The organism is Runella sp. R5_40, assembly GCF_057652295.1.
Map to the genome: position 1 here is coordinate 1 of NZ_JBYFCH010000029.1, position 25,616 is coordinate 25,616.

At 45.0% G+C, this 25,616-nt stretch carries 20 protein-coding genes; 3 read left to right on the forward strand and 17 right to left on the reverse strand.

Annotated elements, in window-relative coordinates; translation table 11 throughout:
- Positions 1–64 precede the first annotated feature (64 nt).
- The gene (locus AC23N5_RS28410) at positions 65–2,365 is read left to right on the forward strand and encodes an immunoglobulin domain-containing protein (RefSeq protein ID WP_487758116.1); all 2,301 of its coding nucleotides are present in this window, start codon (positions 65–67) and stop codon (positions 2,363–2,365) included.
- Between the two features lie 58 nt (positions 2,366–2,423).
- Here the strand turns inward: AC23N5_RS28410 and AC23N5_RS28415 are convergent, their stop codons facing one another.
- The 9 genes from AC23N5_RS28415 to AC23N5_RS28455 form a co-directional block, all read right to left on the reverse strand.
- The gene (locus tag AC23N5_RS28415) at positions 2,424–2,612 is read right to left on the reverse strand and encodes a hypothetical protein (protein WP_487758153.1); all 189 of its coding nucleotides are present in this window, start codon (positions 2,610–2,612) and stop codon (positions 2,424–2,426) included.
- The gene (locus AC23N5_RS28420) at positions 2,578–2,871 is read right to left on the reverse strand and encodes a PIN domain-containing protein (RefSeq protein WP_487758117.1); all 294 of its coding nucleotides are present in this window, start codon (positions 2,869–2,871) and stop codon (positions 2,578–2,580) included. The genes AC23N5_RS28415 and AC23N5_RS28420 overlap by 35 nt, the downstream gene beginning before the upstream one ends.
- An 8-nt stretch (positions 2,872–2,879) precedes the next feature.
- On the reverse strand, positions 2,880–2,990 hold the full coding sequence (locus tag AC23N5_RS28425; protein ID WP_487758118.1) for a hypothetical protein: 111 nt from the start codon (positions 2,988–2,990) through the stop codon (positions 2,880–2,882).
- On the reverse strand, positions 2,947–3,093 hold the full coding sequence (locus tag AC23N5_RS28430) for a hypothetical protein (RefSeq protein ID WP_487758119.1): 147 nt from the start codon (positions 3,091–3,093) through the stop codon (positions 2,947–2,949). Before AC23N5_RS28430 ends, AC23N5_RS28425 begins: the two co-directional genes overlap by 44 nt.
- Positions 3,094–3,214: 121 nt before the next feature.
- Positions 3,215–3,415, reverse strand: coding sequence for a hypothetical protein (locus tag AC23N5_RS28435; protein ID WP_487758120.1), 201 nt, complete (start codon positions 3,413–3,415; stop codon positions 3,215–3,217).
- A complete protein-coding gene (locus AC23N5_RS28440; protein WP_487758121.1) occupies positions 3,397–3,699 on the reverse strand; it encodes a hypothetical protein in 303 nt (100 codons plus the stop codon). The genes AC23N5_RS28435 and AC23N5_RS28440 overlap by 19 nt, the downstream gene beginning before the upstream one ends.
- Before the next feature lie 48 nt (positions 3,700–3,747).
- Positions 3,748–6,402 (reverse strand): DNA mismatch repair protein MutS, encoded by a 2,655-nt coding sequence (gene mutS / locus AC23N5_RS28445; protein WP_487758122.1) that lies wholly within the window; start codon positions 6,400–6,402, stop codon positions 3,748–3,750.
- Positions 6,403–6,472: 70 nt separating this feature from the next.
- On the reverse strand, positions 6,473–6,973 hold the full coding sequence (locus AC23N5_RS28450; protein ID WP_183971958.1) for a gliding motility lipoprotein GldH: 501 nt from the start codon (positions 6,971–6,973) through the stop codon (positions 6,473–6,475).
- A gap of 12 nt (positions 6,974–6,985) precedes the next feature.
- Positions 6,986–8,509: a lipopolysaccharide biosynthesis protein gene (locus AC23N5_RS28455; RefSeq protein WP_487758123.1), complete on the reverse strand. Its 1,524-nt coding sequence runs from the start codon at positions 8,507–8,509 to the stop codon at positions 6,986–6,988.
- Positions 8,510–8,671: 162 nt separating this feature from the next.
- On the opposite strand from AC23N5_RS28455, the gene cysM reads away from it, so the two are divergent.
- On the forward strand, positions 8,672–9,544 hold the full coding sequence (cysM, locus tag AC23N5_RS28460; RefSeq protein WP_183971956.1) for a cysteine synthase CysM: 873 nt from the start codon (positions 8,672–8,674) through the stop codon (positions 9,542–9,544).
- A gap of 67 nt (positions 9,545–9,611) precedes the next feature.
- Here the strand turns inward: cysM and AC23N5_RS28465 are convergent, their stop codons facing one another.
- From AC23N5_RS28465 to AC23N5_RS28495, 7 genes are all read right to left on the reverse strand, one after another.
- A complete protein-coding gene (locus AC23N5_RS28465; RefSeq protein ID WP_487758124.1) occupies positions 9,612–11,369 on the reverse strand; it encodes a RagB/SusD family nutrient uptake outer membrane protein in 1,758 nt (585 codons plus the stop codon).
- A gap of 38 nt (positions 11,370–11,407) precedes the next feature.
- The gene (locus tag AC23N5_RS28470) at positions 11,408–14,641 is read right to left on the reverse strand and encodes a SusC/RagA family TonB-linked outer membrane protein (RefSeq protein ID WP_183971954.1); all 3,234 of its coding nucleotides are present in this window, start codon (positions 14,639–14,641) and stop codon (positions 11,408–11,410) included.
- A 279-nt stretch (positions 14,642–14,920) separates the two neighbouring features.
- The gene (locus tag AC23N5_RS28475) at positions 14,921–17,047 is read right to left on the reverse strand and encodes an OmpA family protein (protein ID WP_487758125.1); all 2,127 of its coding nucleotides are present in this window, start codon (positions 17,045–17,047) and stop codon (positions 14,921–14,923) included.
- Positions 17,048–17,227: 180 nt separating this feature from the next.
- Positions 17,228–18,625, reverse strand: a complete 1,398-nt coding sequence (locus tag AC23N5_RS28480) for an efflux RND transporter periplasmic adaptor subunit (protein ID WP_183971952.1) — start codon at positions 18,623–18,625, stop codon at positions 17,228–17,230.
- A gap of 70 nt (positions 18,626–18,695) precedes the next feature.
- Positions 18,696–20,147, reverse strand: coding sequence for a TolC family protein (locus AC23N5_RS28485; protein WP_487758126.1), 1,452 nt, complete (start codon positions 20,145–20,147; stop codon positions 18,696–18,698).
- A gap of 118 nt (positions 20,148–20,265) precedes the next feature.
- Entirely contained in the window at positions 20,266–21,795 is a 1,530-nt protein-coding gene (locus AC23N5_RS28490; protein ID WP_487758127.1) for a serine hydrolase, read from the reverse strand.
- Between the two features lie 81 nt (positions 21,796–21,876).
- The gene (locus AC23N5_RS28495) at positions 21,877–23,208 is read right to left on the reverse strand and encodes an MATE family efflux transporter (RefSeq protein WP_487758128.1); all 1,332 of its coding nucleotides are present in this window, start codon (positions 23,206–23,208) and stop codon (positions 21,877–21,879) included.
- A gap of 122 nt (positions 23,209–23,330) precedes the next feature.
- Here AC23N5_RS28495 and AC23N5_RS28500 point away from each other — a divergent pair, with 122 nt between their 5' ends.
- Positions 23,331–24,146, forward strand: a complete 816-nt coding sequence (locus tag AC23N5_RS28500) for an exonuclease domain-containing protein (RefSeq protein WP_472492854.1) — start codon at positions 23,331–23,333, stop codon at positions 24,144–24,146.
- Positions 24,147–24,281: 135 nt separating this feature from the next.
- Here AC23N5_RS28500 and AC23N5_RS28505 read toward each other — a convergent pair whose 3' ends face one another.
- Positions 24,282–25,544 carry an asparagine synthetase B gene (locus tag AC23N5_RS28505; RefSeq protein ID WP_183971947.1) on the reverse strand — a complete coding sequence of 421 codons (1,263 nt, stop codon included), beginning with the start codon at positions 25,542–25,544 and terminating at the stop codon, positions 24,282–24,284.
- Positions 25,545–25,616: the final 72 nt, after the last annotated feature.

The window sequence follows — 25,616 nt, forward strand, 5'->3', positions numbered from 1 at the left end:
AAATTTGAACAAATTTACAACCAAAATGAATTATTAATCCTGCAAAGTAAACTGTCCGTCTAAAATGGACCACCTCAAGCCTACTATTACATTACTGCCGTTTTTGAATTCTAATTATTGTGTAGGAAGCTCCATTCCTGTATCATTTACAAGTAATTTACCCAACGGTACTACCTTTATTGTTATTCTTCGAAGTGGTAGTACAATTATTACATCAATTAAAAGTACTACAAGTCCTGTCAATTTAAGTCTCAATTTCAATAATGGTATTTCCTATGACTCCGACTTCACCATTCAAATATCGGCATTGGGAGTAAATTTTAGTAATCTTAGCCCTAACTTGAGTATTGGTAACATATCAAAAAGCCAAATAGTGGATGTAAACGAAGATTTGTTATTTTCTCCTGATTACCTTTGCGTTGGCAGCACTAAGGTATATAATGCTTTAGCTAAAGATTTATTAGATAATAGTATTACTTCAGGGCTTAAGTATCAATGGCGTAAAGATGGAGTAGATATTAGTGGGGCAGTTAATCAGAGTATGTCTGCGTCACAAAGTGGAATTTATGATGTAATCATTACACAAGCAGGATGTAAACACACAGCTTCATCTATTCAACTGATTGTTTCATCTTCACCATTCGTGATTTTAAAAAAATTTAGTGATATGGTGGCCTGTGTGGGGACTGCCCAAAAAATAGAAGCTGCTTATTATAGCAATACCGCCACTTATCAATGGCAGAAAAATGGAAACGATATTGGTGGGGCTAACAAAAGTGAGTATTTCGCCTTTGAAACTGGGCTATATAAAGTTAATATCAAAGACGGAGGTTGTGTACTGAATTCATATGAATCCAAAGTAGTATTTAGTACAGGAATATCCGCTGACATATTTGTAAGAACGGGTGATACAACAATATGTGGTAAATTTCAGGGAAAAACTCTTGGAACATCTAACAATCCGTTTAATCCAAATCAATATGAATATCAGTGGAAAAAAGACGGAATAGATATTATAGGGGCTACTTATCCTACATATACCACATTAGAGGGCGGAGTTTTTAGTGTTACGTATAAACAAGGTAATTGTGTATCAACAAGTCGAGGAGTTACGATTTTAAACTCTAATAAAGCTCAAAAGCCAAGTATCACAGCAGGGGAAATAACTAATTTATGTAGTGGAAGTGTTATGATTAGTCAGCGTAAAAATGATGATACTTTTATTAGTTTATCCGGTATTTGGTACAAAGATGGTGTAGCAATTTCCAATATTAGTAGTACATCGTACACTGCTATTTCTTCAGGAGTCTATAAAATGGTTAATGGCATAGGAAATTGCGCTAATGAATCAAATGAGGAAAAAATCTCTATTGGCACAATTTTATCTCCGAAAATATACGTTCCATCTTCCTTTAACAGCAAAACAAATCTATGTGGCACTGGAGATTTTATTCTGCTACAAATTGACAATCGTAATTTAAGTGGAGGAACTTTTAATTATCAATGGCAGAAAAATGGATTGAATATTTTAGGGGCAACAAGTGGAGCTATGTATGTATATACTCCTGGCAATTATTCATTATTGGTAACCAATGGTAATTGTACAGCTATTTCAAATACCATTATCATTACCAATAATGCGCCTATCCTTTATATTTCGACCAGTGATAACAACCTTAGCTGTACTAATCGAGCAGTTCGCTTAGATATAAGAGGGGGAACCAGTTCTTTTACCAGTCCTATTCTTTGGAAACGTGATGGTGTAATGATTACGGGTGAGACATCAAGCTTCCTGTATACAAGTCAAAAAGGGAATTATACAGCAACTATTAATCAAAATGGGTGTATAGGAACTACCACAGGATTATTACTTAATACTGCACTATCTGTAAATTTAAGCATTCAAGCACCAAGTAGCGTTGATTATGGCCAAACGGCTACACTTACTGCCAGTAATTGTGCAGGCACTGTCAAGTGGTATGATGCTGCTACGAGCGGCAATACCTTGGGTACAGGCAGCAGTTATACTACTCCTGTACTTTCTGCAACAACCACTTATTACGCTAGTTGTACAGTCAATGATTGTGAGAGTACAACGCGTGGGAGTGCTGTAGTAACGGTCAATGGTTCGAATCCCTGTCCGCCAACCATCACGCATACGGGTAGTATCGCAAGTGGCACTTACTCAGCTTCGGGTACAATTATAAGCACGGTCAATGTTCCCAATAATACCAAATATTACGCAGGCCAATCTGTCACCCTTTCAACAGGTTTTTCAGCGGGGCCTAACGAGAATTTTGAGGTTAGGATTCAGGGGTGTAACACTACGCCTACCGCACAAACACCGCCCCCGCGTATTGATTAATAGATATCTTTCAGCCCAGCCGCGTTGGTTGGGCTGTTTTTATAAAATGAAGAAGGTATTAAAGGGATGTGAGCGGGGGAATAGCCTGAGTGATAAGCCTCAAAAAATCTTCGGCTTTGATGGTAGTAATGGGAGGAAAAGGAATTTGAGCCAAAATATCGTAGTGGCGGTCGTTGGTAACTAAATAATCTGCTCCACAAGTCACAGCACAGTCACAGAACTTGTTGCGGTCCGTCGCTACGGGCATCCGGGTCAGCCTCAATGAGTTGCCAATTATAAAAAGGCTCAATTGAGTGTACGTTGGAGAGATTGAGAAGTTTTTGAAGTTTCAGGTCTGTACGGGCAGTACCGAGTTTTTGAGCAAAGATTTCCTCGTATTCAGTCAAGATTTCGTTGCTCACAAATAAATCAAACCTTTTGTTGAGCAGTGCCTGATAAATGGGGTAGTATTTGGAGTGAGTAGGAAGCGAGACTAATAAGACATTGGTATCCAATACAATATTCATGCAATGGCTTATTGGTTAGGGTCGTTCAAAATTGCATCCATATCTTGGTCTGTCCAAGCATTGCGTTCCCAAGCTTCATCTGCTATGCTGCTCAAACGCTTGGCAAAAAAACTGCCCAATAAGGTCTTTGATTTGGATTAAGTCTTCTTCACTTACCTGATGGGCGTACAACCTCAACAATTCGATTGGAAGATTGGTAAAAGGTGTTTTTAAGGCGTTCATAGTCATATTATTTTTAGTAAATATAACGAAAATGAGACGAATTATTTCGTTCTTACTTTTTATGTAGAGGAACTTGCATAGTCAAGAGAGGGAATAAATTTTGAAGCTTTTTTATCCGTTTTCAGCCCAGCCGCGTTAGTTGGGCTTTTTTGTGGGTATCACCGAGCGTACTGCTTTTTTCGATTGTCCTGTGGGGGCGGTGTTGTTGGCTAATCCTAAAATTAGTTTTGCCATAGGTTTCAATAAAAGTAAGTACTTGAGGCTTTTGGCGAAGGTAATCTACGACAATATTAGTATCAAGCATCAAGATTTCCTTTTCCATGCTTGTTTTCTTAATTGTTTGGCAAACTCAACGGTGTCAATATCGTTCTTAAAAATAGGGGCATCGTCAATAGCCTCATCACCAAGAGGTTCATCAATAATTTTTATGTACTGTCGATAGTCCAATTTAGGTACTTCAAAAGGAAGTGTTTCAAGACTCACTTCTTCTTGAATTTTTTCGACCACAATGTCTTTGAGCATCTCTTGTACAGACTTACCAATCTTGCGCGCCTTTTCAACGATTTTCTGTTCTAGTGAGGCATCGTTAATTTCGAGTATAAGCATGGCTTTTAATGTCAATTTTGACAAATATAATACAAAATCGAATAAACCTTACTCCACCAGTCGCCGTAACTCATTGAGTTTGAGCAGGGCTTCGATGGGGGAGAGGGTGTTGATGTCGAGGGTTTTGAGCTTCGATTTAAGTTCTTCGATTTTAGGGTCTTGGGGTTCAAAAAGCGTCATTTGGTAGTTCACTTTTGGCATTTCCTTTACAGCCTTGGTGGTTTCTTGCTTGCGGTGGCTCTTTTCGAGGCTGTGCAAAATATCGTTGGCGCGCAGTACCACTTCTTGCGGCATTCCTGCCATTTGTGCCACGTGAATCCCGAAGCTGTGCTCGCTGCCACCTTCTTTGAGCTTGCGCAAGAAAATGACTTTATTCCCCATCTCTTTCACGGCCACATTGAAGTTTTTGACGCGAGGAAAATCTTCCGCCAACTGATTCAGCTCGTGGTAGTGGGTTGCAAAAAGCGTTTTGGCGCGGTGGCGCGGGTGGTTGTGTAAAAATTCGGCGATGCTCCACGCAATACTTACCCCGTCGTAGGTGCTCGTTCCGCGCCCGATTTCGTCCATAAGTACCAAACTGCGCTCGCTCAGGTTGTTGAGGATACTGGCGGTTTCGGTCATCTCGACCATGAAGGTACTTTCGCCGCGACTGAGGTTGTCGGAAGCGCCTACACGGGTAAAAATCTTATCCACCAACCCAATTTCGGCTTCCAGGGCGGGGACAAAACTGCCCATTTGTGCCATCAACACAATCAAGGCCGTTTGACGCAGCAAAGCGGATTTACCTGCCATATTCGGCCCCGTAATGATGATAATTTGTTGGGTGGTGTCGTCCAAATATAAGTCGTTGGGTACGTAGCTTTCGCCCAACGGCAACTGCTGCTCAATGACGGGGTGGCGTCCTTCCTTGATTTTGAGCGCTTTATCGTCGCTGATGACGGGTTTGTAATAGTTGTTTTTCTTGGCAATCACCGCAAACGACGACAGCGCATCCAACACCGAAATAATCCGAGCGTTTTGCTGAACGGCAGTCACATAATCGTTGGCTGTCATGACCAAATCGTTGAAGATGCGCTGCTCTATGACAAACAGTTTTTCTTCGGCACTCAAAATTTTATCCTCGTATTCTTTGAGTTCGGGCGTGATATAACGCTCGGCGTTGACGAGGGTTTGTTTGCGAATCCAGTCCGACGGAACGCGGTTTTTGTGGGAGTTGGTCACTTCGAGGTAATACCCAAAGACCTTGTTGTACGCAATTTTTAGCGACGTAATTCCCGTACGTTCAATCTCACGGTTTTGAACTTGAATCAAATAATCTTTACCAGAAAAGGCCAGTTCTTGCAAACGGTCTAACTCGGCATCAATACCCGCTTTAATCATACCTCCTTGGTTGGTCAACGTCGGAGGATCGTCGCGGAGCTCGGTTTCAATTTTTTCGAGCAAAAACTCGCAAGCGTTCAATTGGTCGGCGTATTTGCGAAGTGGCCCCAATGCGGAAGGAGCGTTTTCGTTTTCGTTCCAGGCTGCTTGCAACAACTCTTTGACGGGAGCAATGTGGCTCAGCGATTTTTTCAACTGCACCATCTCTCTTGGATTGATGCGTCGAACGGCTACCTTAGAAATAAGGCGCTCTAAATCACCAATTTGTTTGAGGTGCTGGGTGAGCGTTTCCAGCATTTCTTCGTGTTTGAGAAAATGCTCGACGGTTTGGAGGCGCTCTTCAATAGGCGCTTTGTCTTTGAGAGGCAACACCAGCCATTTGCGGAGCAAACGCGCTCCCATGGGGGTCACGGTTTGGTCAAGAATCTGAATGAGTGGAACGCCCCCTTCTTGCTGAGGATAGACCAACTCAAGGTTGCGAATCGTGAAGCGGTCGAGCCACACGTATTTTTCTTCGTCGAGGCGGGTAAGGCGCGTAATGTGCTGGATTTCGCGGTGCTCAGTATCAGCCAAGTACCTCAAAATCACCCCAGCAGCTACGATGCCTTCGGTCAGTGCTTCCACTCCAAATCCTTTCAAGGAAGCCGTATTGAAGTGCTTGGTGAGGAGTTCGTAGGCAAAATCGTGGGTGTAAGCCCAGTCCTCAAACGAAAAGGTATGAAACTTGTCGCCAAAAAACTCGGTAAACTCTTGGCGGTGTTTTTTGCAGTACAAAACCTCCGAAGGTGCAAAGCTTTGGAGAAGTTTTTCGATGTAATCTTTGGTGCCTTGGGTGGTCAAAAATTCACCCGTTGATACGTCCAAAAAGGCAATGCCGAAGACGTTGTTTTTGCCAAAATGAACCGAGGCGAGGTAATTATTGCGCCGAACGTCCAACACGTTGTCGTTGAACGAAACCCCTGGCGTGACCAATTCCGTTACACCTCTTCGGACGATTCCTTTGGCAACGGCGGGGTCTTCAAGCTGGTCGCAAATGGCCACCCGTTCCCCCGCACGAACCAGCTTGGGCAGGTAGTTGTCCAACGAATGGTGGGGGAAACCCGCAAGTTCTTCCTGCGAACCGCCGTTGTTGCGGCGCGTCAAGACAATCCCCAAAATGCGACTAGCGCGTACGGCATCTTCCCCAAACGTCTCGTAAAAGTCGCCTACTCGAAAGAGGAGCATGGCGCCTGGGTATTTCGACTTTATTTGGTTGTACTGACGGTTGAGGGGTGTTTCTTTGACTTTAACGGGTTCGGTTGCGTTTTTTGCAGTGCGGGCCATGCCTAGTTCGTAATTTGTAAGGATTGGCCGCAAAAATAGTCAAAATATCAAGAGGAAAGATGCTTCCTTTTTATTGTTTGACAACCGCAGGCTCCACACTTACGCCCATGCTCATGATGCCAGGCAGGGGGTCTTGGCGCATGTATTGACGCACTTTGAAGGAATACTTTCCTGCTTTTGGGAAACGGTAGTTTTTGAGTGCCACGATTTTATGGTCAAACAAATCGCCTAGCCCGTCGCCCATGGGTTTGCCCGTACGTTCGTCCATCAAAATCAATTCGTTGAGGGCTTCGTTGACAACTTTATTTTTGTCATTCAACAAAAAACGTTTTACGAATAAGTTGTAATACGGGTAACCAATGCTATTTCGTACCAAATAATAGACGTTGTAAGGCTGCGAAATGTCGGTGATTTCGAAGGTAAACGAAGGCTCGTTTTTGACGAACCACATGCCATCGTCGATGTCTTCGTGGTCTTTGAAAACAGCGTTAGAATCGCAAGAAAGGAAGCTAGTAACGGCTAAAAGAAGAACAAATTGAGTGATTTTTCTTGCGTAAGCGGTAAAAAACATGGCAAAATTGGTTTAGCTCAAAAACGGTATTTTTCGACGGATTTTCAAAGGTATTGATTCTCGCTCAACGAGCAAAATGCCCAATCCGTACAGCACACATAACGCTAGATGGTACGGAACCGATACCCAGAAGCTGGAGATTTTTACAAAGGTGGAGAAATAGATCAACAGTCCTGCGCTGAAAATATACCCCAGTGCCGACCCTACATTGTAGGGAACGGAATAGTATTTTTCTCCCAACAAATAACAGACCACACACATGGCAATGCTCGACACCAAAAAGGCGTAAGCGCAGCCAAGGTAGCCCATTTGAGGAATGAGCCATACGTTTAGCCCGACGGTCAAAGCAGCGCCAATGAACGTAATAAGCGTGCCAAAGTGGGTTTTATCGGTCAATTTAAACCAAAACGCCAAGTTGTAATAGACGCCAAGGAAAAGGTTGGCTAATAATAAAATGGGCACAACCTCCAGTCCCACGCGGTAGGCTTTGGAAAGCATAAAATGCCCTAAAATATCAATGTTTAAACTAACCCCGACCCAAAGCACGACGCACACAATCACAAACCATTTCATGACAAGTGCCAACAGCGCGGGAGCGTTTTTGTCTTCGGCTTTGGAGAAAAAGAAGGGGTCGGCGGCGTACTTGAACGACTGAATCGCCAACGACATAAAGACCGATAATTTATAACAACTGCCGTAAATGCCCAGGGCGTCTTCGGAGGTGAGTTTGGGATAAAAGCCTGCGGGGAGCAGGTGGCGTAAAAACCAGCGGTCGGCCATTTGGTTGACGGTCCCTGCCAAACCCAAAATTAAAATAGGGTAGGCATACACCCACATTTCGCTGAAAACAGGCCCTTTCCACGTAAACTGAAAACCTTTAAACGCCTCGCGAAGTAAAAGCAAAAAACACGCATTGGCAATCAGGTTGGCAATGAAAATATACCCTGGGCCGATTTCAGGACGGTACAAGTATGCGCCAATTGGTTGCAGCGAAGTCAGATACTTTCCCAAAGCAATGTCACGGCAAAGTACTAAGAAAAAGACGTTGAGAAGGACGTTGATGGCAATGTTGATGATTTTGACCGCCACAAATTTCTTGGCTTTTTTCTCCAACCGAAGTCGAGCAAAGGGAATCGCCACGATGGCATCAATGGCGACAATGAGGGCAAGAAAAATGATGTTAGACGATTCCCCAGGGTAATTGAGCAATCGACTGAGCGTGGGTGCCATAACAATAAGCAAGCCCGAAAAAATAAGGCTAACGACCGTAATTGCGGTCTGTGCCTGATTAAAATATTCTTGACGACGTTCGGGATTGCGGTTGGCAAAACGGAAAAAAGCCGTTTCCATCCCAAACGTAAAAATAACATTGAATAGCGCTACCCAGCTGTATAATTCGGTATTGGAAGAAAGCTCACCAGGGCGAAGAAAAACGTGGGTATGAAGAGGAACTAAAAACCAGTAAATTACCCTGCCTAAAATGCTACTCACTCCGTACAGGGCGGTTTCACCAGCTAATTTTTTGAGGACACTCATGTAGTAAATCTGAAAATTATGTAATGGTTTTGAACGAAACCAAAATCAAAGATAAATTACTTTTACGGTGGAGAAAAATGGTAATTGTATTTTTACGAGGAAAAGGGAACTGATAACTGATAGATTCTGCTTAGTTTTAAAACATTAACCAATATTGATGTCATGCCCACTCTTTTAGATTTTGTAGGAAATACTCCGTTGGTGGAGTTGAAAATGATAAATCCAAACCCCAAAGTAACTCTTTTGGCCAAACTCGAAGGTCATAACCCAGGAGGAAGTGTCAAAGACCGAGCCGCGTATAGTATGATAAAAGGAGCTGTTGAGCGCGGTGAAATCAAACCAGGGATGAAACTCATCGAAGCCACAAGCGGGAATACGGGCATCGCGTTGGCGATGATTGCCCGTTTGTACGACATTGAAATTGAGCTAACCATGCCCAAAAATTCTACCCGTGAGCGCGTGCTTACGATGGAGGCGTTTGGGGCAAAAGTGATATTGACAGACACCATCGAGTCGGCTAGAGACTATGCCGATGCCAAAGTGGCCGAAGGTGGGTATTTGATGTTGAATCAGTTTGCTAATCCTGACAACTACCTTGCGCATTATCGAAGTACGGGTCCCGAAATTTGGCGAGATACCGAAGGAAAAGTAACGCATTTTGTGTCGTCCATGGGGACGACGGGCACAATTATGGGCACGTCGCGCTATTTGAAAGAACAAAACCCTGACGTGCAGATTGTTGGCTGCCAACCTACCGATGGGTCGAGCATTCCAGGGATTCGGAAGTGGCCGCAGGAATATTTACCAAAGATTTTTGAACCAGCGCGTGTGGATAGGGTAATTGAGGTTTCGCAAGACGATGCCACGCAGCGGGCGCGCGATTTGGCAAAAGTGGAAGGTGTTTTTTCGGGCATGAGTAGCGGAGGAGCAGCTCATGCGGCGATTCAGTTGGCCAATGAACTCGAAGAAGGCGTGATTGTCTTTATTGTGTGCGACCGTGGCGACCGCTATTTATCAAGTGATTTGTTTGGGTAAAAATAAAAAACCTCCCGAAAGTTTTGAACTTTCGGGAGGTTGATTGGAACTTATAGTAGCAAAAAGTCTAGTAGCCTGGGTTTTGTTTTAACGTTGGCTGGCCTCCTTTTTGGCTGTTCAAGATTTCGTCTTGTGGAAGTGGGAAGTACAAGTTTTTAGAAGCAAAAACTTTTCCTGCCATGTACGAACGCTTGTTGAACTTACGGCCAGAAGGTTCAGTTCCTTGTACTGATTCTTCGGCAGCGTATTTGTTCAATACTTTTTCGGCGATGCCCCAGCGTACCAAATCAAAGAAACGGTGGCCTTCCATCGCAAACTCAAGGCGTTGTTCCATCCGAACGGCGTTACGTGCATAGTCAGCGCCTTTGCCTGCAAACGTACCTGTTGGATACGGTTCCACTTTGTAAGTAACCGTCGGGTCTTGTACCGAACCTGTTTTTGCCCGTACACGAATTTGGTTTACGTAACCTTCTGCTGCCGCTAAGTTACCAAGCTCTACTTCACATTCTGCCAACCACAACAATACGTGCGAAAGTTTGATAAGACGATAGTTGTTGTTTACGTTACGGCGGCTAGTTGAGTGAGTCGTGCTGTTTTCTTCGGCCAAGTAGTACATCCATTTTTTACCTGTGAATGGCCCTGCATACGCTTGGTCACGAATCCAAGTAGAACCTGGCATTGGCCCCCAGTCAAGGAAGTTTACGCCACGGCGGCCTACTGTCCAGTCTAAACGAGGGTCAACAGGGATGGTTTTGTCAAGGGTAAAAGCAGTTGCAGCGACGATACCTTGGTCACTAGGTAAATCTACTTTGTTGTATGTATCGAGCGTGCCGTCAGCGGCGGCGCCAATCATTGGCAAACCATCCTCTGTTTTGAACGCGTTAACGAGGTTATGCGAAGGTTGGTAAAATCCGCAGCAGCCACGACCTGGGGCAGTTGCCGAATAAGGCCAGTTAAGGTTGTCACCAGCGTTACCGTTGTTACCCGTTGTACCGTCGTTTACTGAGAACTGAACTTCAAAGATAGACTCCGAGTTGTTGTTAGTTACGGTACGGTAGTTGTCGTGGTAGTTGGCTACTAATTTCTTGCCTGAGTTTTTCACGACATCTTCTAACAACGTTTTTGCCGCTGCCCATTTCTTTTGGAAAATGTAAGCTTTGGCTAAGTACGATTTGGCAGCCCACTGGGTAGCTCTTCCTTTTTGAGCCTGTGTTACAGGAAGGTTTTTGGCAGCAAAGTCAAAATCAGCTTCGATGTTTGGCCAAATGTCTTTGTCGTTAGGAATCTTTGTAGAGTTTGGATCATCGCGGTTATAGACTTTTTCGTCGATAAACGGTACGTTGTTCCACATTTTCTTTGCCTCAAAATGGTAGTGGCCTCTCAAAAAGCGAGCTTCTGCAATGGCCTGCGTTTTTTCAGCATCGGTCATGTCTTTTACGTTGGCTACGATTTGGATTACTTCGTTACAACGGGCAACGCCGTCGTACGAGTGCCACCATTTTCCTAAGAAGTAAGTATTGTCTGACAACCAGTTGTATTGTTCGATAAACGACTGCTCAGGTTGGTCACCTGCATCAGTGCCTTTTACGGCGTCGTCGCTACTGATACCACCGAAAACGTAGTTCGAGATCGTTGATTGACGACCTGTGTTACCCGCACCAACCCCGTCGAGCAATGAATAAGCGCCAATCAAAAGGGCATTGATACCGTTTTTAGTAGATAATTGGTCCAAAGACGCACGTCCTTGGGGTTTGAGGTCAAAGAAGCTCTCAGAACAAGAGAAGCTTAGGCCGACCAAAAGCGTTAGTATGATTACTTTTTTCATTGTTGTTTCAAAAATGTTTTGCTTGTTGTTGACTAAGATTAGAAACCAAAGCGTAAACCTACAAGATATGACTTCGCAACAGGGTACGCACCTTCGTCGATACCCATGTGGATGTCTTGGTTGTCGTTACCTGATCTTCTCAAGTTGATATCTGGGTCAAGACCAGTGTATTTTGTAAGTGTAAAAACGTTCTGGCCTTGGATGTAAACCTGAGCAGAGCTCATTCCTAGTTTTTTCAACAAAGTGCTAGGTAAAGTATAAGTCAACTGGATGTTTTTCAAACGCAAGTATGAGCCGTCTTCCAAGAAATACGAAGAAACTTGCTGGCTTGTAGCATCCCCAGAGTTCAAACGAGGAAGTTTCGCATCGTCCCCTGGTTTTCTCCAAGAGTCGTACAACATTTCTTTTGAGCGGTTGCCTTGGAATACGTTGAAGTCTGTCCAGTAACGAACGTAGTTGAACAATTGGTTGCCTTGAACTCCTTGACCAAACATGGTCAAATCCCAGTTTTTGTAACCTAAATTGATGTTGAGACCATACGTAAATTTAGGGTGAGGGTTGCCCATGATGGTACGGTCAGCGGCAGTGATGACGCCGTCACCGTTAATGTCACGGAATTTGAATACCCCTGCTCTGGTGTATGTTCCAAACTTAGGAGCAGCAGCTGCTTCTGCATCGTCTTTGATGATACCATCTACGATATAACCATAGTAACTAGCGATTGGCAAACCAGCTTTCGTTGCCGAAATGGCAGGAAGACGCGTCGTGAAACCAAACACCGTAGCGTTCGGGTCGTCGTTCAATTTCTTCACTTCGTTTTTGTAGTGACCAAAGTTCATGCCCACTTGGTAGCGGAAGTCTCCTTTTTTGTCACGGAAGTTGATACCAAGGTCAATCCCACGGTTTTGTACCGAACCAATGTTGGTGTATGGGATAGTACCAGAACCTGCCGTACGTGGAATCGCAATCTGGGTAAGCATGTTGCTTGTTAGACGGTTGTACCAGTCCACCACCAATTCCACTTTGTTGTTCAACAACACCGCGTCAATACCGATGTTTGTAGAGGTGTTGGTTTCCCATTTACCTTGAGGGTTACCAAACTGCACAAGGTCAAAACCTCCAACGATGGACGTTCCAGTACCGTTGATGTCGTAGGCGTTGTTGGATGGGTCTGCTGCGTAAAGCGTGTAAGCGTTGTAAACGTTAGGAATTAACTGGTTTCCTGTTTTACCCCAACCTGCCCGTAATTTCAAGTCGTTGATAAACTTCACTTCTTTCATAAAACCAAGCTCGGTCATACGCATACCCACCGAGAATGCAGGGAAGATGGCGTAGCGGTTGGCTGCTGAGAAACGTGAAGAACCATCACGGCGAAGGGTGAAGTCAGCAAGGATGAAGTCTTTGTATGCGTAGTTGATTTTTCCAAACTGTGAGAACAAGGCACTGAGCGTTGCGCCACCACCTGCGTTGCTCAAACCTGAGGCCGAACCTGCATCAAGGTAGCGGTAATCCAAATCATCGAAAGCAAAAGCACTTCGACTGGCTTGGAAACCAAACGCATACGTTTTAACAGCTTCTGTACCTACAAGTACGTTGAAATTGTGGACGCCTATTGTTTTGCTGTAGTTCAAGGTGTTAAACCACGTCAACGAACGGTCGAATTGATTAATCACGTTCAAACTGTTGGCGTTACGTGCTTCGGCAGCTTCAATGTCGCGGTGGAAGTACTCTGAGCGGTTGTATTGGTTATATTCCAAACCAAGGCTTGTGCGTGCTTTCAATCCAGGAAGGATGTCTAACTCTGCAAATACGTTTCCGAATACGTGCGACCCTTTGGTAATGTTGTCTTTTTCACGGTACAAACGTGCCAATGGGTTAGGGGCATTCCCGAGGTTACTACCTCTACTTCCCGCAAAACCATTGTAAGGAGAGGTGTTGGTTCCACCCAATTCGGCAGGGCCGCCAGTGATGTCAAACACAGGGATAATCGGGTGAACACGAATGGCAAACATAATCGGGTTTGACTCGTCGTTGTTCGTAATCCCTTGTCTTTCGTCGTAAGAGAACGTAAAGTTTTCTCCGATGGTAAGTTTTCCTTTGGTAAACTCCGTGTTGGCACGGACAGAGTATCTGTCGTACTTGGTATAGCGTAAGATACCGTCTTGTTTGAAGTAGTTGGCCGAAATGGCGTATTTACCTGACTTCATACCACCCGTAGCTCCTATTTGGAAGTTGGCGATAGGAGCAGGGTCAAAAATCACATCTTGCCAGTCAGTCCCTTCTTTGTTGGCTTTCGTAATGTTGAAAGCCGTCTTACCTAAGTTAGGGTCAGCGATGTCGTTGGTATAGGTATAGTTGGAAGGCAGCGCCCCAAATACGTTAGGGTAGATGTAATCTGCAATCGTTTGCTCACCGTTAGGGCCAAATTTGTACTGTGCCGAAGGCGATGCTGCCGAAGGGTTTTTTCCCGCTCCCAACTCAGACTCGTACAAATACTGTCCAAGCTCTTGGGTGTTCAATAGCTTCAGCATTTTGCCTGGGCGTTGCGTACCGCTGTAGAAGTCAAAAGTAATGCTTGGTTCGCCCACTTTGCCTTTTTTGGTCGTGATAATCACAACCCCGTTGGCGGCACGCGCTCCGTAAATAGAAGCCGCTGAAGCATCTTTCAACACCTGCATCGACTCGATGTCGTTGGGGTTCAATTGGTTCAACGTACCTTGGGTAGGAACACCATCGATTACGTAAAGTGGGCTGTTGTTGTTAATTGAACCAAACCCGCGAATACGCACCATGGTACCACCACCAGGTGAGTTATCGTTTCCGACTACTACCCCTGATGCACGACCTTGAAGCATTTGAGTGACGCTGGCCGCAGGGGTTGCCGTAAGTTCTTTGGCACTTACCACAGTTACGGCTCCCGTAATGTCTTTTTTACGCTGAGAAGCGTAGCCCGTTACAACCACTTCCGAAAGCGACTTTACATCGACGGCCAAAGCCACATCAATTGTCGTACGGTTTCCAATCGCAATTTCTTGCGTATTGTATCCAATGTAGGATACCACAAGTGTTGCGCCAGCAGATGGAGGGGTGAGTGTGAAGCGGCCTTCGCCGTCGGTGGTAACACCTGTGTTGGTTCCTTTGATGAGTACACTAACGCCGGGTAGTGGATTCCCATCATTTGAGTCAGTAACGCGGCCAGTGAGGCGGCTTTGTGCCCATGTTGTTAGTACAACAAGCCACAGCAACGCAGCTAGGTAGAGCTGTTTTTTCATGTGTTAAAAAAAAAGTTAGATAGATAGAATGAGCAATAACAAAGAACAGTAAACCATTCTTACCGTAAAACTAGGAAAAATGTCATTTTTACTTTAAAAATTCAAAAAAAATATTTTTCAGAAAAATATGATTTGGTCGAAATTAGTGACCTGTATGTCGATAAATAAGGTGGGGATGGCAGATTTTGGTATAAAAAAATAGCACAAAGGGCCTAAATGGCAAGGGAGCCTATCCATTTTAAGAATAGGCTCCCTTGTGCAAGACATGCTTGAAGGCTGTTATTTAATCAGGAACTGTACCCGACGGTTGCGTTGGCGATTCTCTTCCGAATCATTGGGAGCAATGGGTTTGCTTTGGCCTTCGCCACGGTGGGCTATGTTGGCTTCGGTCGCACCTTGATTGATAAGGTAGTTGGCGATTACTTTGGCGCGTTGCTCCGAAAGGGTTTGATTGAGCCTAGGGTCGCCTATATTGTCCGTATGGCCTACGATTTCGATTTTAATGTCAGCATTTTTTGCCATAATCGCTGCTAGGCGGTTTAGTTGGCCGTAAGCTTCTGGCCGTAAGATATAGCTACTTTGGTCAAAGTAAACATTATCTTCAATCGTCAGCGTTTGGCCTGCTTTGATGTTGTCAAAGATTTTTTCGTTTACAACAGGTTTGCCCTTAGCGGCAGCTTTTTTGTGAGAAATCAACGAAACATTGGTCAAGTATTCGCCTCTTTTTGCCCAATCACCCGCGTCGATACGCATGGAGTACATTTCGTAGCCGTCGGCCTCGGCTTCCACCAAATAGGCTTGGTCGAGGAAAAGTTGGGTGGTCACAAAGGCATATCTCACCTTGGCAGGAATCGCTTTCTGAGTGGCAATACTGGTGACGCGAAAACGGAGATTAGGGATACTTCGTCGCGATTGGGCATCTAACACTTTAAACGTGAATACATGTGAAGGCGAGGCGGCAGGTTTGGCCGCGTTGGGTGTAAGTTTGGCTTCGTACGAAAACACTTGACCTACCTTCATTTCTTCGGCATCAAGGTCGTGGGTAACCGATTGATAACCATTTGAAACAACTTCAATTTTATAAATATCAGGTTCTTTTATTTTATGTTTGGCAATGGTTGAGGTTGTTCCTCTTACTTCCGTCGTTTGTTCGGTGAGGGAGGCCGTAATTTTAAAAATGGCTGGGATACGTTGTCCTGTGTTGGCGTCAGTTGCGGTGAGGCTGAGGTAAGTATCGTCGATTTTAGCCAGTTTGACGGTTAAGTCGCTTGTTTCAGTAAGGAGTGGGAGTACTTTATCCAGCGGTTGTTGGTACGACATAAAACCCTTGGCTTCTGCTTCAATAATGTATTGACGACCAGGGCTAATGGGTGTGACAGCTTGTCCTTCTGGTGTTCCTTTAATGTTCAGAATGGCACGTTTATCGGCTTGGTCAATCACCCGTAAGTTGGCCACGATTGGCTGTCCAGATTGTTCTTCAATGATTTTAATTTTTAGGATAACATCTACTTTTGAGAGCTTAATTACTTGTGGAGTAGCGGGCGCGGAGGAGGTGGTTGTAATCGAAAGTTTTGATTCGTAACGTCGGTAACCGCTGGCAGTAACTGACAGATTATAAGGTTGTTTTTGAACGACTACGGTGGGGTTAAACAGTTCTCCATCTGCTTTGGTGGTCCCTGTATAGCTTTCTTTTATTTCGTCCGAAAGCTTAAATTGTGCCGCTACAGGTTTATTGGTAAGGGCGTCAATGGCAACAAATTTTAGCTCTTGTTTGGGGATTCGATTAAGAACCACTTCCGTGGCTTCCCCTGCTTTAATTTTTAGCGAGCTCTTGTAAGTTTCATACTCGGGAGCGCTGACTTCGAGGGTATATTGCTCAGTATCTTTTAATTCAGCCAGCCAGCTACCCCCAACGTTAGGATTCTTTTTGGCGGTAATAAATTGTCCACTTCGTTCGTCTTTGATGGTGACTACCGCTTTGGCAACGACAGAGCGCTGTGCTTTGTCAATTACTAAGATGGTATGCCCAGCATTGGTAGTTGTGGCCACCGCAAATGTTTTTGGGGGATTGAGTGGTTCGAGGTCAATCACAAAAGGAAAATAGCCTGTGGAGGAAGGAGCACCTGCCTCAAACGTGTGCGTTTGGCGGTAGGTTTTGTACTCTTGAAAAGCAACAAATACTTGATATTGAGTACCTGGATTTACTTTGACAACGTAAGCATCATTGACCATTTGGCCTGGTAATTCGGATTCGGTATTGACGGCCAAAACCGAGACAATCGGCACAAGCGGACGCTTGGTGTATTTGTCTCGAACTTCGACGCCAAGACGGAATTCTGTTTGTCCCCAGAGGGAGGAGGAATACAAACTTGCCAAAAAAACTAAAAAACTGACTGTAAGACGCATAGGTTAGGGGAAATAGGAGAATAGGCAAATTTAAGTACTTTCCCTTAAAAAATGATAAAGCTGCCGTAAAACCCTATGTTTTTAATGGAGAATACCCTTGTAATAAAAAATGGAATGCTCTTTTGAAGAACATTCCATTGGACGGAAACCTTTAAAATAAAGTAGCTAAACGACGTGAGCTTACTCTTGCTTCGTGTCTTTTGCGTCTTTTTTCTTTTCAACCTTTTTGCCTACCAACGTACCTGCTTTAAGGCGTTTGGAGACTTCGATAAACGGCCCAGAAATGATTTCTTCTCCTTCTTTAAGCCCTGAAATAATTTCAATGTTTTCAAAATCACTGATGCCAGTTACTACCTCACGCGTAGCCGCTTTGCCTTTGTCGTTGATGAAAACTAGCTCTTTCAACTTCTCTTCTTTCTTCGCTTTGGATTCGTTGTTGTTTGACGAAGCAGGAGCTTCCTCACCTTCTTTTTTCTCGCCGTTTTCATCTTCTTTTCCACGGGTTGTGACGGCCGAAATTGGTACTGATAAAACGCCCAACTTACGTTCCGTAATGATTTCAACGGCGGCAGTCATTCCTGGTTTGAAAGGGTATGATTTTTTGGCACGTTTAGCCATCAAATCACGATACGATGAGTTCAGAATCTTGATTTTTACTTCAAATTCAGTGACGGCATCCGCAGAGTTAGAAGCGGCCGTGGCCGTTCCGACGCCGTTGGCTGTGTTGGCAATTTCAGTGACCATCCCCTTAAACTTACGGTCAGCGTAGGAATCAACTTCAATCTCAACGGTATCGCCCAAATTGACTCGCACGATGTCGTTTTCGTTAACATCCACGCGAACTTCCATGTTGTTGAGGTTGGCAATACGCATCATTTCGGTACCTGCCATTTGGGAGGTTCCTACGACACGGTCGCCTAGTTCTACGTTTAGTTTTGAAACAGTTCCGCTTTGGGGGGCGTAAATGGTGGTTTTGCGCAAGTTTTCTGCCGCATCGCGGAGTGCTGCTTCGGCACTTTGTACGTTAAACTTTGATGCTTCAACGGCAGCTTTAGCCGCTTCTACGTTTTGTTGTGCCACACGATAGTCGGCCTCACTGCGCTGAAAATCAGCTTCTGCTACCACTTTGTCAGCTAGTAGTTTCTGATTACGTTCATATTCTGTTTTAGCACGAATCAGCTGCGCATTCGACTGAGCAAGCGATGCTTTTGAACGTTCTACTTCGGCCTTACTTGAGTTGACCGACGCCTGCGAACGTGCCAAAAGCGCTTCGTAGTTGTCGGGGCGAATTTTGGCTAACAATTGGCCTTTTACGACCGAATCGCCTTCTTCGACGTACAAGCCAATGATTTCTCCAGGAACGTCAGGGCTGATTTTTACTTCTATTTCTGGCTGAACTTTTCCCGACGCACTTACGCGTTCAATGATGTCAGAGCGTTTTACTTTGGTAAATTCTACTTCGGTGGGCTTTACTTTGCCAATCCATCCAGCTTGTTTGGCAATAAACAGTCCTGCACCGAGGGCAACGACAACGCCTCCGAGTATCCACCATATTTTTGAAGAAGATTTTTGTGCCATGGCCTACGATAAAGTTTTGATTTTAGTCAGTTCGGTTTCGGTTGATGCGGTTAGGAAAAGAGGGGATTTACTACTCAAGTGACAATGGTTTGTTTTGGTAGAAATCCAAAATCTTTGTACGGAAAATGTACTCGTATTTGGCCTGAACAAGGCTTGCCCGTGAGCGGTCGAGGTTGTTTTTTGAAATGTTGTATTCAACGGCGTTGATGGCTCCTGCATTGAGGCGTGCCTCGGCGGCTTTGAACGACAACTCCAACGATTCGATTTGCTTGGCCGTAGCCTCGTAGCGTTTGGCGGCGTTGAGCATGGTATAGTATGCCTGTTCTATGGTTTGGCGTACTTGGTTACGTACGATTTCGGATTGATATTCGGCATTTTTCTGCTGAATTTGGGCATTCGCAATGCGGTACCTTACTTGATAAGCGTTGAAAATCGGTACACGAAGCGATAGCGACAACGAAGCGTTGCGGTTGAAATTTAACTGGTCGAGGTACCCAAAGTTTTGAATTGACCCGCTCGGGATGGTTGTTTTTTCAATCACAGGAACGGTAAATCCAGCATAAGAAACGTACTTGGTTGTCGAAGGAACATCCACGACCCTAGAAGCCCCACCGTCGCCTACAAAACGTTGTTTAGGGGCTGCACTTGAAAAAGACGAACTTAAACCTCCACCGAGCGACAACGAGGGCAGTTTGGCACCGCGCGCAATCTCAATGCCTGTTTTGGCACTTTCAATCCGAAGCGTGGCTGCTTCCATATCAGGTAGGTATTTGATGGCGGCATTATAGACTTGCTCCAACGTTGCATCATAAGGCGCTGACGTTGAGGGAAGCGGTAGGTTAATAGGGATAAGGTCAAAATTTTCGCTGGCAGGCAAATTGAGGTACTGCTTGAGGGTCAATTTCGCAATTTCGATGCTGTTTTGCGCATTGACAATCGACAACTCATCATTGGCCAATTGCGACCGAATATCGTATAGGTTGATTTCGGGCAACGAACCTGCTTTTACCAATTTCTCGGTACGTTCCAACTGAAACCGCGTTGTTTCGGCTTGGCGACGGGCAAACTCCAATTGCTCTTGGTTATTAAGTACGTTGAGATACGACGTAGCCACGTTCAAAATAAGTGCGTTGCGATTGCTTTCAACGTCTTTTTGTAGCGCCTGAAGGTTTTGTTGGTTTTGCTTAATGGTATTTTTAAGTTGGTACCCATTAAACAGATTGACACCTGTATTTAACTGGAAGCTTGAAAAATTGACCGTTTGCTCCACAAATTGGTTGGTAAAAGGGTCGATGTTACGTCCCGATTGTAAACCTTGGTTGGCGCTTAAATTGAGGGTAGGGAATTTCTGCCACTTCGATTGGTCGAGGGTATTTTGGCCAGATTGCACCTGAAGTCCCTGTTGTTTCAGTTGCAAGTTGTTTTCCAACGCTATACCAACGCACTGTTGGAGGGTATATTTTTGTTGAGCCTGGGTATATGCACTAAAACCCAGCGCAAAGGCGAGTAACCATTTTTTCATCGCTGTATCGGGATTTTCAGTTCAAGGTTACAAAACAATGTTTGCTCGCTCTACGAAAATTGGATAAACGGTGAAATAAATGGATTAGTAGGAGGATATAAAGGATGCAGGCAGTGAGCTACTTAGCGGGGGGAGATACTTTTTTAAACTCAATATCACCCGCGTTGGCTATCCCAACAACCATACGGTCGATGGCTCCTTGTGAGTCGATTTTAAACTCAAACTTGCTTTGGTCAAACGTGCCCGTTCCTTCAAAAACATCGTAATGATAATGTTGCAAACGAAATGATAATCCATGAAATGCCCCTACGTAGTCGCTTTCTCCGCGGGCTTCGAGCGTGATGCTGCCGTAGGCAGGGTGTGTATAAACGCCGCTATATGCTTCCGCAGGGTGAGAAGGACGGGTGTCGGTTTTGCGTTTGGCGGCGTTGTCAGCTTTCGCTTTATCAGTTTTTGCCTTGGCTTCGGCTTGGGCTGTTTTTAAACGCGGCGACCAGTCGATAATCGAAAGCCCTAACCATTGGTCAGAAACATAGTTACTAATGGCATTGACAAAATAATAATCCGCAAATCCTGTATTGGTCAAGACCACTACGCCGAGGTTGTTATTGGGAAAAAAGGTCATCTGTGAGCGATACCCTTCGATGGAGCCATTGTGGGCCAATCGCAAATGACCACGATAGGTGTTGATACTCCAGCCCATGCCGTAGCTTGCGTACCCAAGTTCGCTAAATGTAACTTCGGCGGGTGCAACGATGGTTTGGGGGGTATGATTTTCTTTGAGATTGGCGGCGGATACGATTTGCTTTTCCCCAAAACTTCCCTTGTTTAATTGCATCAAAAGCCAATTGGCCATCTCTGTAGCACTCGACTTGATAGAGCCCGCTGGACCAATCGCATCGACGTTACTACCAAAACCTTGCTCGACCCATTGACCGTTGTTATCGCGGTACGACAACGAATAGTCTTTGCTCGTAAAAAGCTCAGGGTAGGTCAATACCGTTTGATTCATTTCTAAAGGCGTCAGGATTTTTTCGCGGACAAAATCTTCCCAGCTTTTTCCCGAAAGGCGTTCGACCAAAATACCCGCCGTCATGTACATGAGGTTGTTGTATTGGTATTGGGCAAAAACGGGTTTTGACAAGGGCAAAAACTTGAGACGTTGGTAAAGCGCTTGTCGGTCGAGGTTGGCATACAACCACGTCCAATCGTGGCGAGGCAATCCCGTACGGTGTGATACCAATTCTCGGGCAGTGATGGTTCGGGTGGCGTATTCGTCGGCCAGTTGAAAATCGGGCAAATACTCTTTGATGGGTTTGTTCCAGTCAAGCTTTCCTTCATCGGCCAGAATCGCCAATGCCGCCGAAGTGAACGATTTGCTGCACGAGGCAATGGGAAAGAGCGTGTTTTCAGTAACTGGTAAGTTATTTTTAACGTCCTTGAGGCCGTATCCCTTGGCATACAGCAATTTGCCATCTTTCACAATCGCCACCGAGGCCCCTGGCACTCTCCATTCGGTCAGCATCCGATTCACAAACCCATCGAAACTTTCAAACGGGGTGGGCGCGGGTACTTTCGACGTTTTCTTTTGGGCAAAAAGAACGTTGGTAACAACCAACAAGAGCAAAAACAGGGAACGGAATTTCATACAAGGTGGGGAGGGAATGACGAGTTGATGAATGACGATTTAGGAATGCCAAATATAGTAATTTTAGCCCTCTTTCCTGCCTCAGCGAGGCATAACCTTTGTCGATATTCGGTAAAAACGAATCGTCAGGAAAACCGCCGAGAAAGTTAACCCCGCCGATAACGACACCCAAACCCCTTCTACGTCCATTTTGAACGTAAACGCAAGGAAATAACTCAGCGGCAATGAAATGACCCAATACGCAATGAGCGTGATAACCGTTGGCACATTGACGTCTGTCAGCCCCCGTAGCGCCCCCAAAGCCGTTACTTGTACGCCGTCCGACAACTGGAAAAAGCCCGCGTAAATCATCAACGTGGCTGCGATGGTTGTTACCTCAGGACTATCTTTGAGATAGAGCGAAACTAAAAACTCGTTGCAAGTAAGGAACGTAACGCACCAAACACCCATAAAAGCGATGGTAAGAAGCAGGGCTGCTGTACCCGCTTGTTTGACCTTGAACGGATTTTTTTCGCCATAAGCCCTCCCCACGCGGATAGCACCTGCGGAGGCAATGCCCGTTGCCATCATGTACGTCGTAGAGGCCATGTTGATGGCGATTTGGTGGGCGGCAAGTTGGTTTTCACCCAGCCAGCCAATAATGACTACCGCCAAGGAGAAAGCGGCAATTTCAAAGAAAAACTGAAACCCAACGGGAATCCCCAGTTGAAAAACTTTTTTTATCAATTTTCCTAGTGCCTGCTGATGGGAAGCCGTGAGGTATGGCGTGAAGTTTTTGCTTTTATAAATATAAACCAAAATAGCGACCGCCATGTAAATACGCGACAAAAGCGTTGCGAAAGCAGCGCCGTTGAGCCCCATTTTTGGAAAAAAACCAATGCCATTAATGAATATCCAATTGAAAAAAGCGTTGAAAATCAGGGCAGAAACGGTAACTGCCATAGCCACCCGCGTGAGCGAAAGCCCGTCGGCCAACTGACGCGCAGCGACAAATACGAGCAGTGGAAGTGTGGAGGCGCTTAAAATGTACAAAAATGGCTTGGTAAGGCGGGTTACTTCGGGGGTTTGACCAAAAAGGTGTAATTCGATGCCTATGAGCATACCCGCTAGTCCCAGCCCTATTCCAAGAATGAGGGAAACGATAAGACCTGCTCTGAAAAGCTTTCCAATTTCGGCGGTGTTGTGTTGACCTTTGGCCTGAGAAATCAATGCCGCCACTACGCCCAAACCACCAACGCCAATACTTGACATCAAAAATGATAACGAATTGGCCAAGCCCGCCGCCCCAAGTGGTACGGCGCCAAGATAGCGGCCTACCATTAGGTTGTCGGTCATTCCCATGAGCGTTACTCCAAGTTGGGCAATAATAATAGGGATACTTAACTTAATGGTTTCACTGATTTCCTTGCGCATTCTATTCTGATTTTGGCTATTTGTCGGCTGATGATCGTCTAAACAAGACGGCAAAGGTAGAAGATGCAAGCTGAATTGTTTGAATTAAATAGTAATTTTGAGGCTTCAAGCTTCCTTATTGAATGGCACATAATCTCAAACTTAGAAAACCTTTGGCGTTTTTCGATTTAGAAACAACAGGGGTAAATATCCAAAAAGACCGCATTGTGGAAATCAGTGTGGTGAAAGCGCTCATCAACGGTGAGATAGAAAGCAAAACCTTTCTAGTCAATCCTGGCGTCCCAATTCCGCTCGAATCAAGCCTTATTCACGGGATTTATGACGAAGACGTGAAGGACTGTCCAACCTTTAAAAACTTTGCCAAAACGCTCGCGCAGTTTTTGCAGGGCTGCGATTTGGCAGGATTTAATTCCAATCGCTTTGATGTGCCGATGTTGGTGGAAGAATTTTTGCGTGCCGACGTCGAATTTGACATCAAAAACCGCCGATTGGTGGATGCACAGCGCATTTTCCACATGATGGAACCCAGAAACCTTGCGGCAGCCTATAAGTTTTATTGTGGCAAAGACCTCGAAAATGCCCATAGTGCGCACGCTGATACGGTGGCTACGTTTGAGGTGTTGTGCGCTCAAGTGGAGCGATATGCTGGGGTGAAAATCAAGAACGACAAAGGGGAGCTGTATGAGCCTGTACAAAATGATGTAGAGGCATTGCATAACCTGACAGCGGCAAAAATTGTAGATTTTGCCAATCGAATGGCCTATAACTCAAAAGGCGAAGAGGTTATCAACTTTGGAAAGCACAATGGGAAACGAGTAGTAGATGTGTTGGCGCAAGAGCCTAGTTACTACGATTGGATGATGAAAGGTGACTTTACGTTGGATACCAAACGGAAATTGACCGAGATAAAAATGCGAGCTGCCTTTGGGAAAAAATAGGTAGTGGTTAGTCCATGGTTGGTGGTTGATAGTCCACAGAATGCTATTAAGAGGGAGACATTCCAAGTTTTTGAAACTTGGAATGTCTTTTTTTTATTGACCATAGACCATGGACCATGGACTATCGACCATTGACTATGTTTTCAACTTCTTCTTTTTGGCTGCTGGGAACAAAATGTTGTTCAAAATCAGACGGTACCCTGCTGAGTTAGGGTGTAAGTTTAAATCCGTAGGTTCTTCATTGATTTCGTGGCGGTAATCTTCGGGGTCGTGGCCACCGTAGAACGTAAAAAATCCTTTGGCATACGTACTGTGAATGTAACGTGCTTCACCCGCTGCACGATTTTCGGCCAAAATAATCACTTCTGGTTTGATGTACTGCTTTTTGAAAGCGGTGGTTTGACCCATAAACCCTTTGATGATTTGTTGGTGGTTTTGTGTCAACATGGTAGGAACGGGATCCCATTTAGCCGAAAACTGAAACAACGTAAAATAGTCGTTGGCTTCGGTCATACCCCGTTCGTTGGGTTGGCTATCGACCGACGAAAACTCAATTTCGTACGGATTGGTCACAACTTGAAAGTTTTGGAAGGCAAACGTCTGGCTAAAATCTAGCTTCTTTTGGGCAGTGGGGTCAGTAGGGTCCCCGTCATAAATCACGTCTGCAATGTCGGTATTTTGAGTAGCCAAAGCTACATCGTACGTGTCGGTGGCATTGCACATGGCAAACATATATCCGCCACCTGCTACGTACTCTTGTACTTTTTTAGCCACGGCCAGTTTAAGTTTAGATACCTTAGAAAATCCCCATTTTGCCGCAATATCCTCAGCTTCTCGCTTTTGCGCGCGGTACCAAGGGTAGTCGCGGAAGTGGAAAAACTTACCGTACTGTCCCGTAAAATCTTCGTGGTGAAGGTGTAGCCAATCGTATTCCGACAGTTTGCCCTCCATAAGGTCGTCGTCATAGACAATGTCGTAGGGGATTTCGGCGTAAGACATCACCAGGGTGACGGCGTCGTCCCAAGGTTGTTTGGTTTTAGGCGAATACACGGCCACTTTGGGCGCTTTGTGGAGCTTTACATTGTCCATGTTGGCATCAGGTTGGGCAATTTCGCTTAAAATACCGCTTCCTTGCGCGTCAGAAATCACCTCGTACGAGATCCCGCGGACGACCATTTCGTTGATGATTCGCTGGTTCCAATCCATCATAAAACTGCCTCCTCGGTAGTTGAGAAGCCAGTCAATTTCAGTATCGTAGGTGCGCAAGACCCAGTACGCCAGTCCGTACGATTTAAGGTGGTTTTTTTGGGATTCATCCATCGGAATCAGAATCTTAGAGGCCCAAGCCCCGTGTACTACGCCCAAAAAAATGATAAGTGGTAGGATGAACCGCTTCATCGGTTTGTGGATTTAAATTTTCAGAATGACTTTTGTAATAACGAATATATTGCAAAAATCGTGCAGAATCAA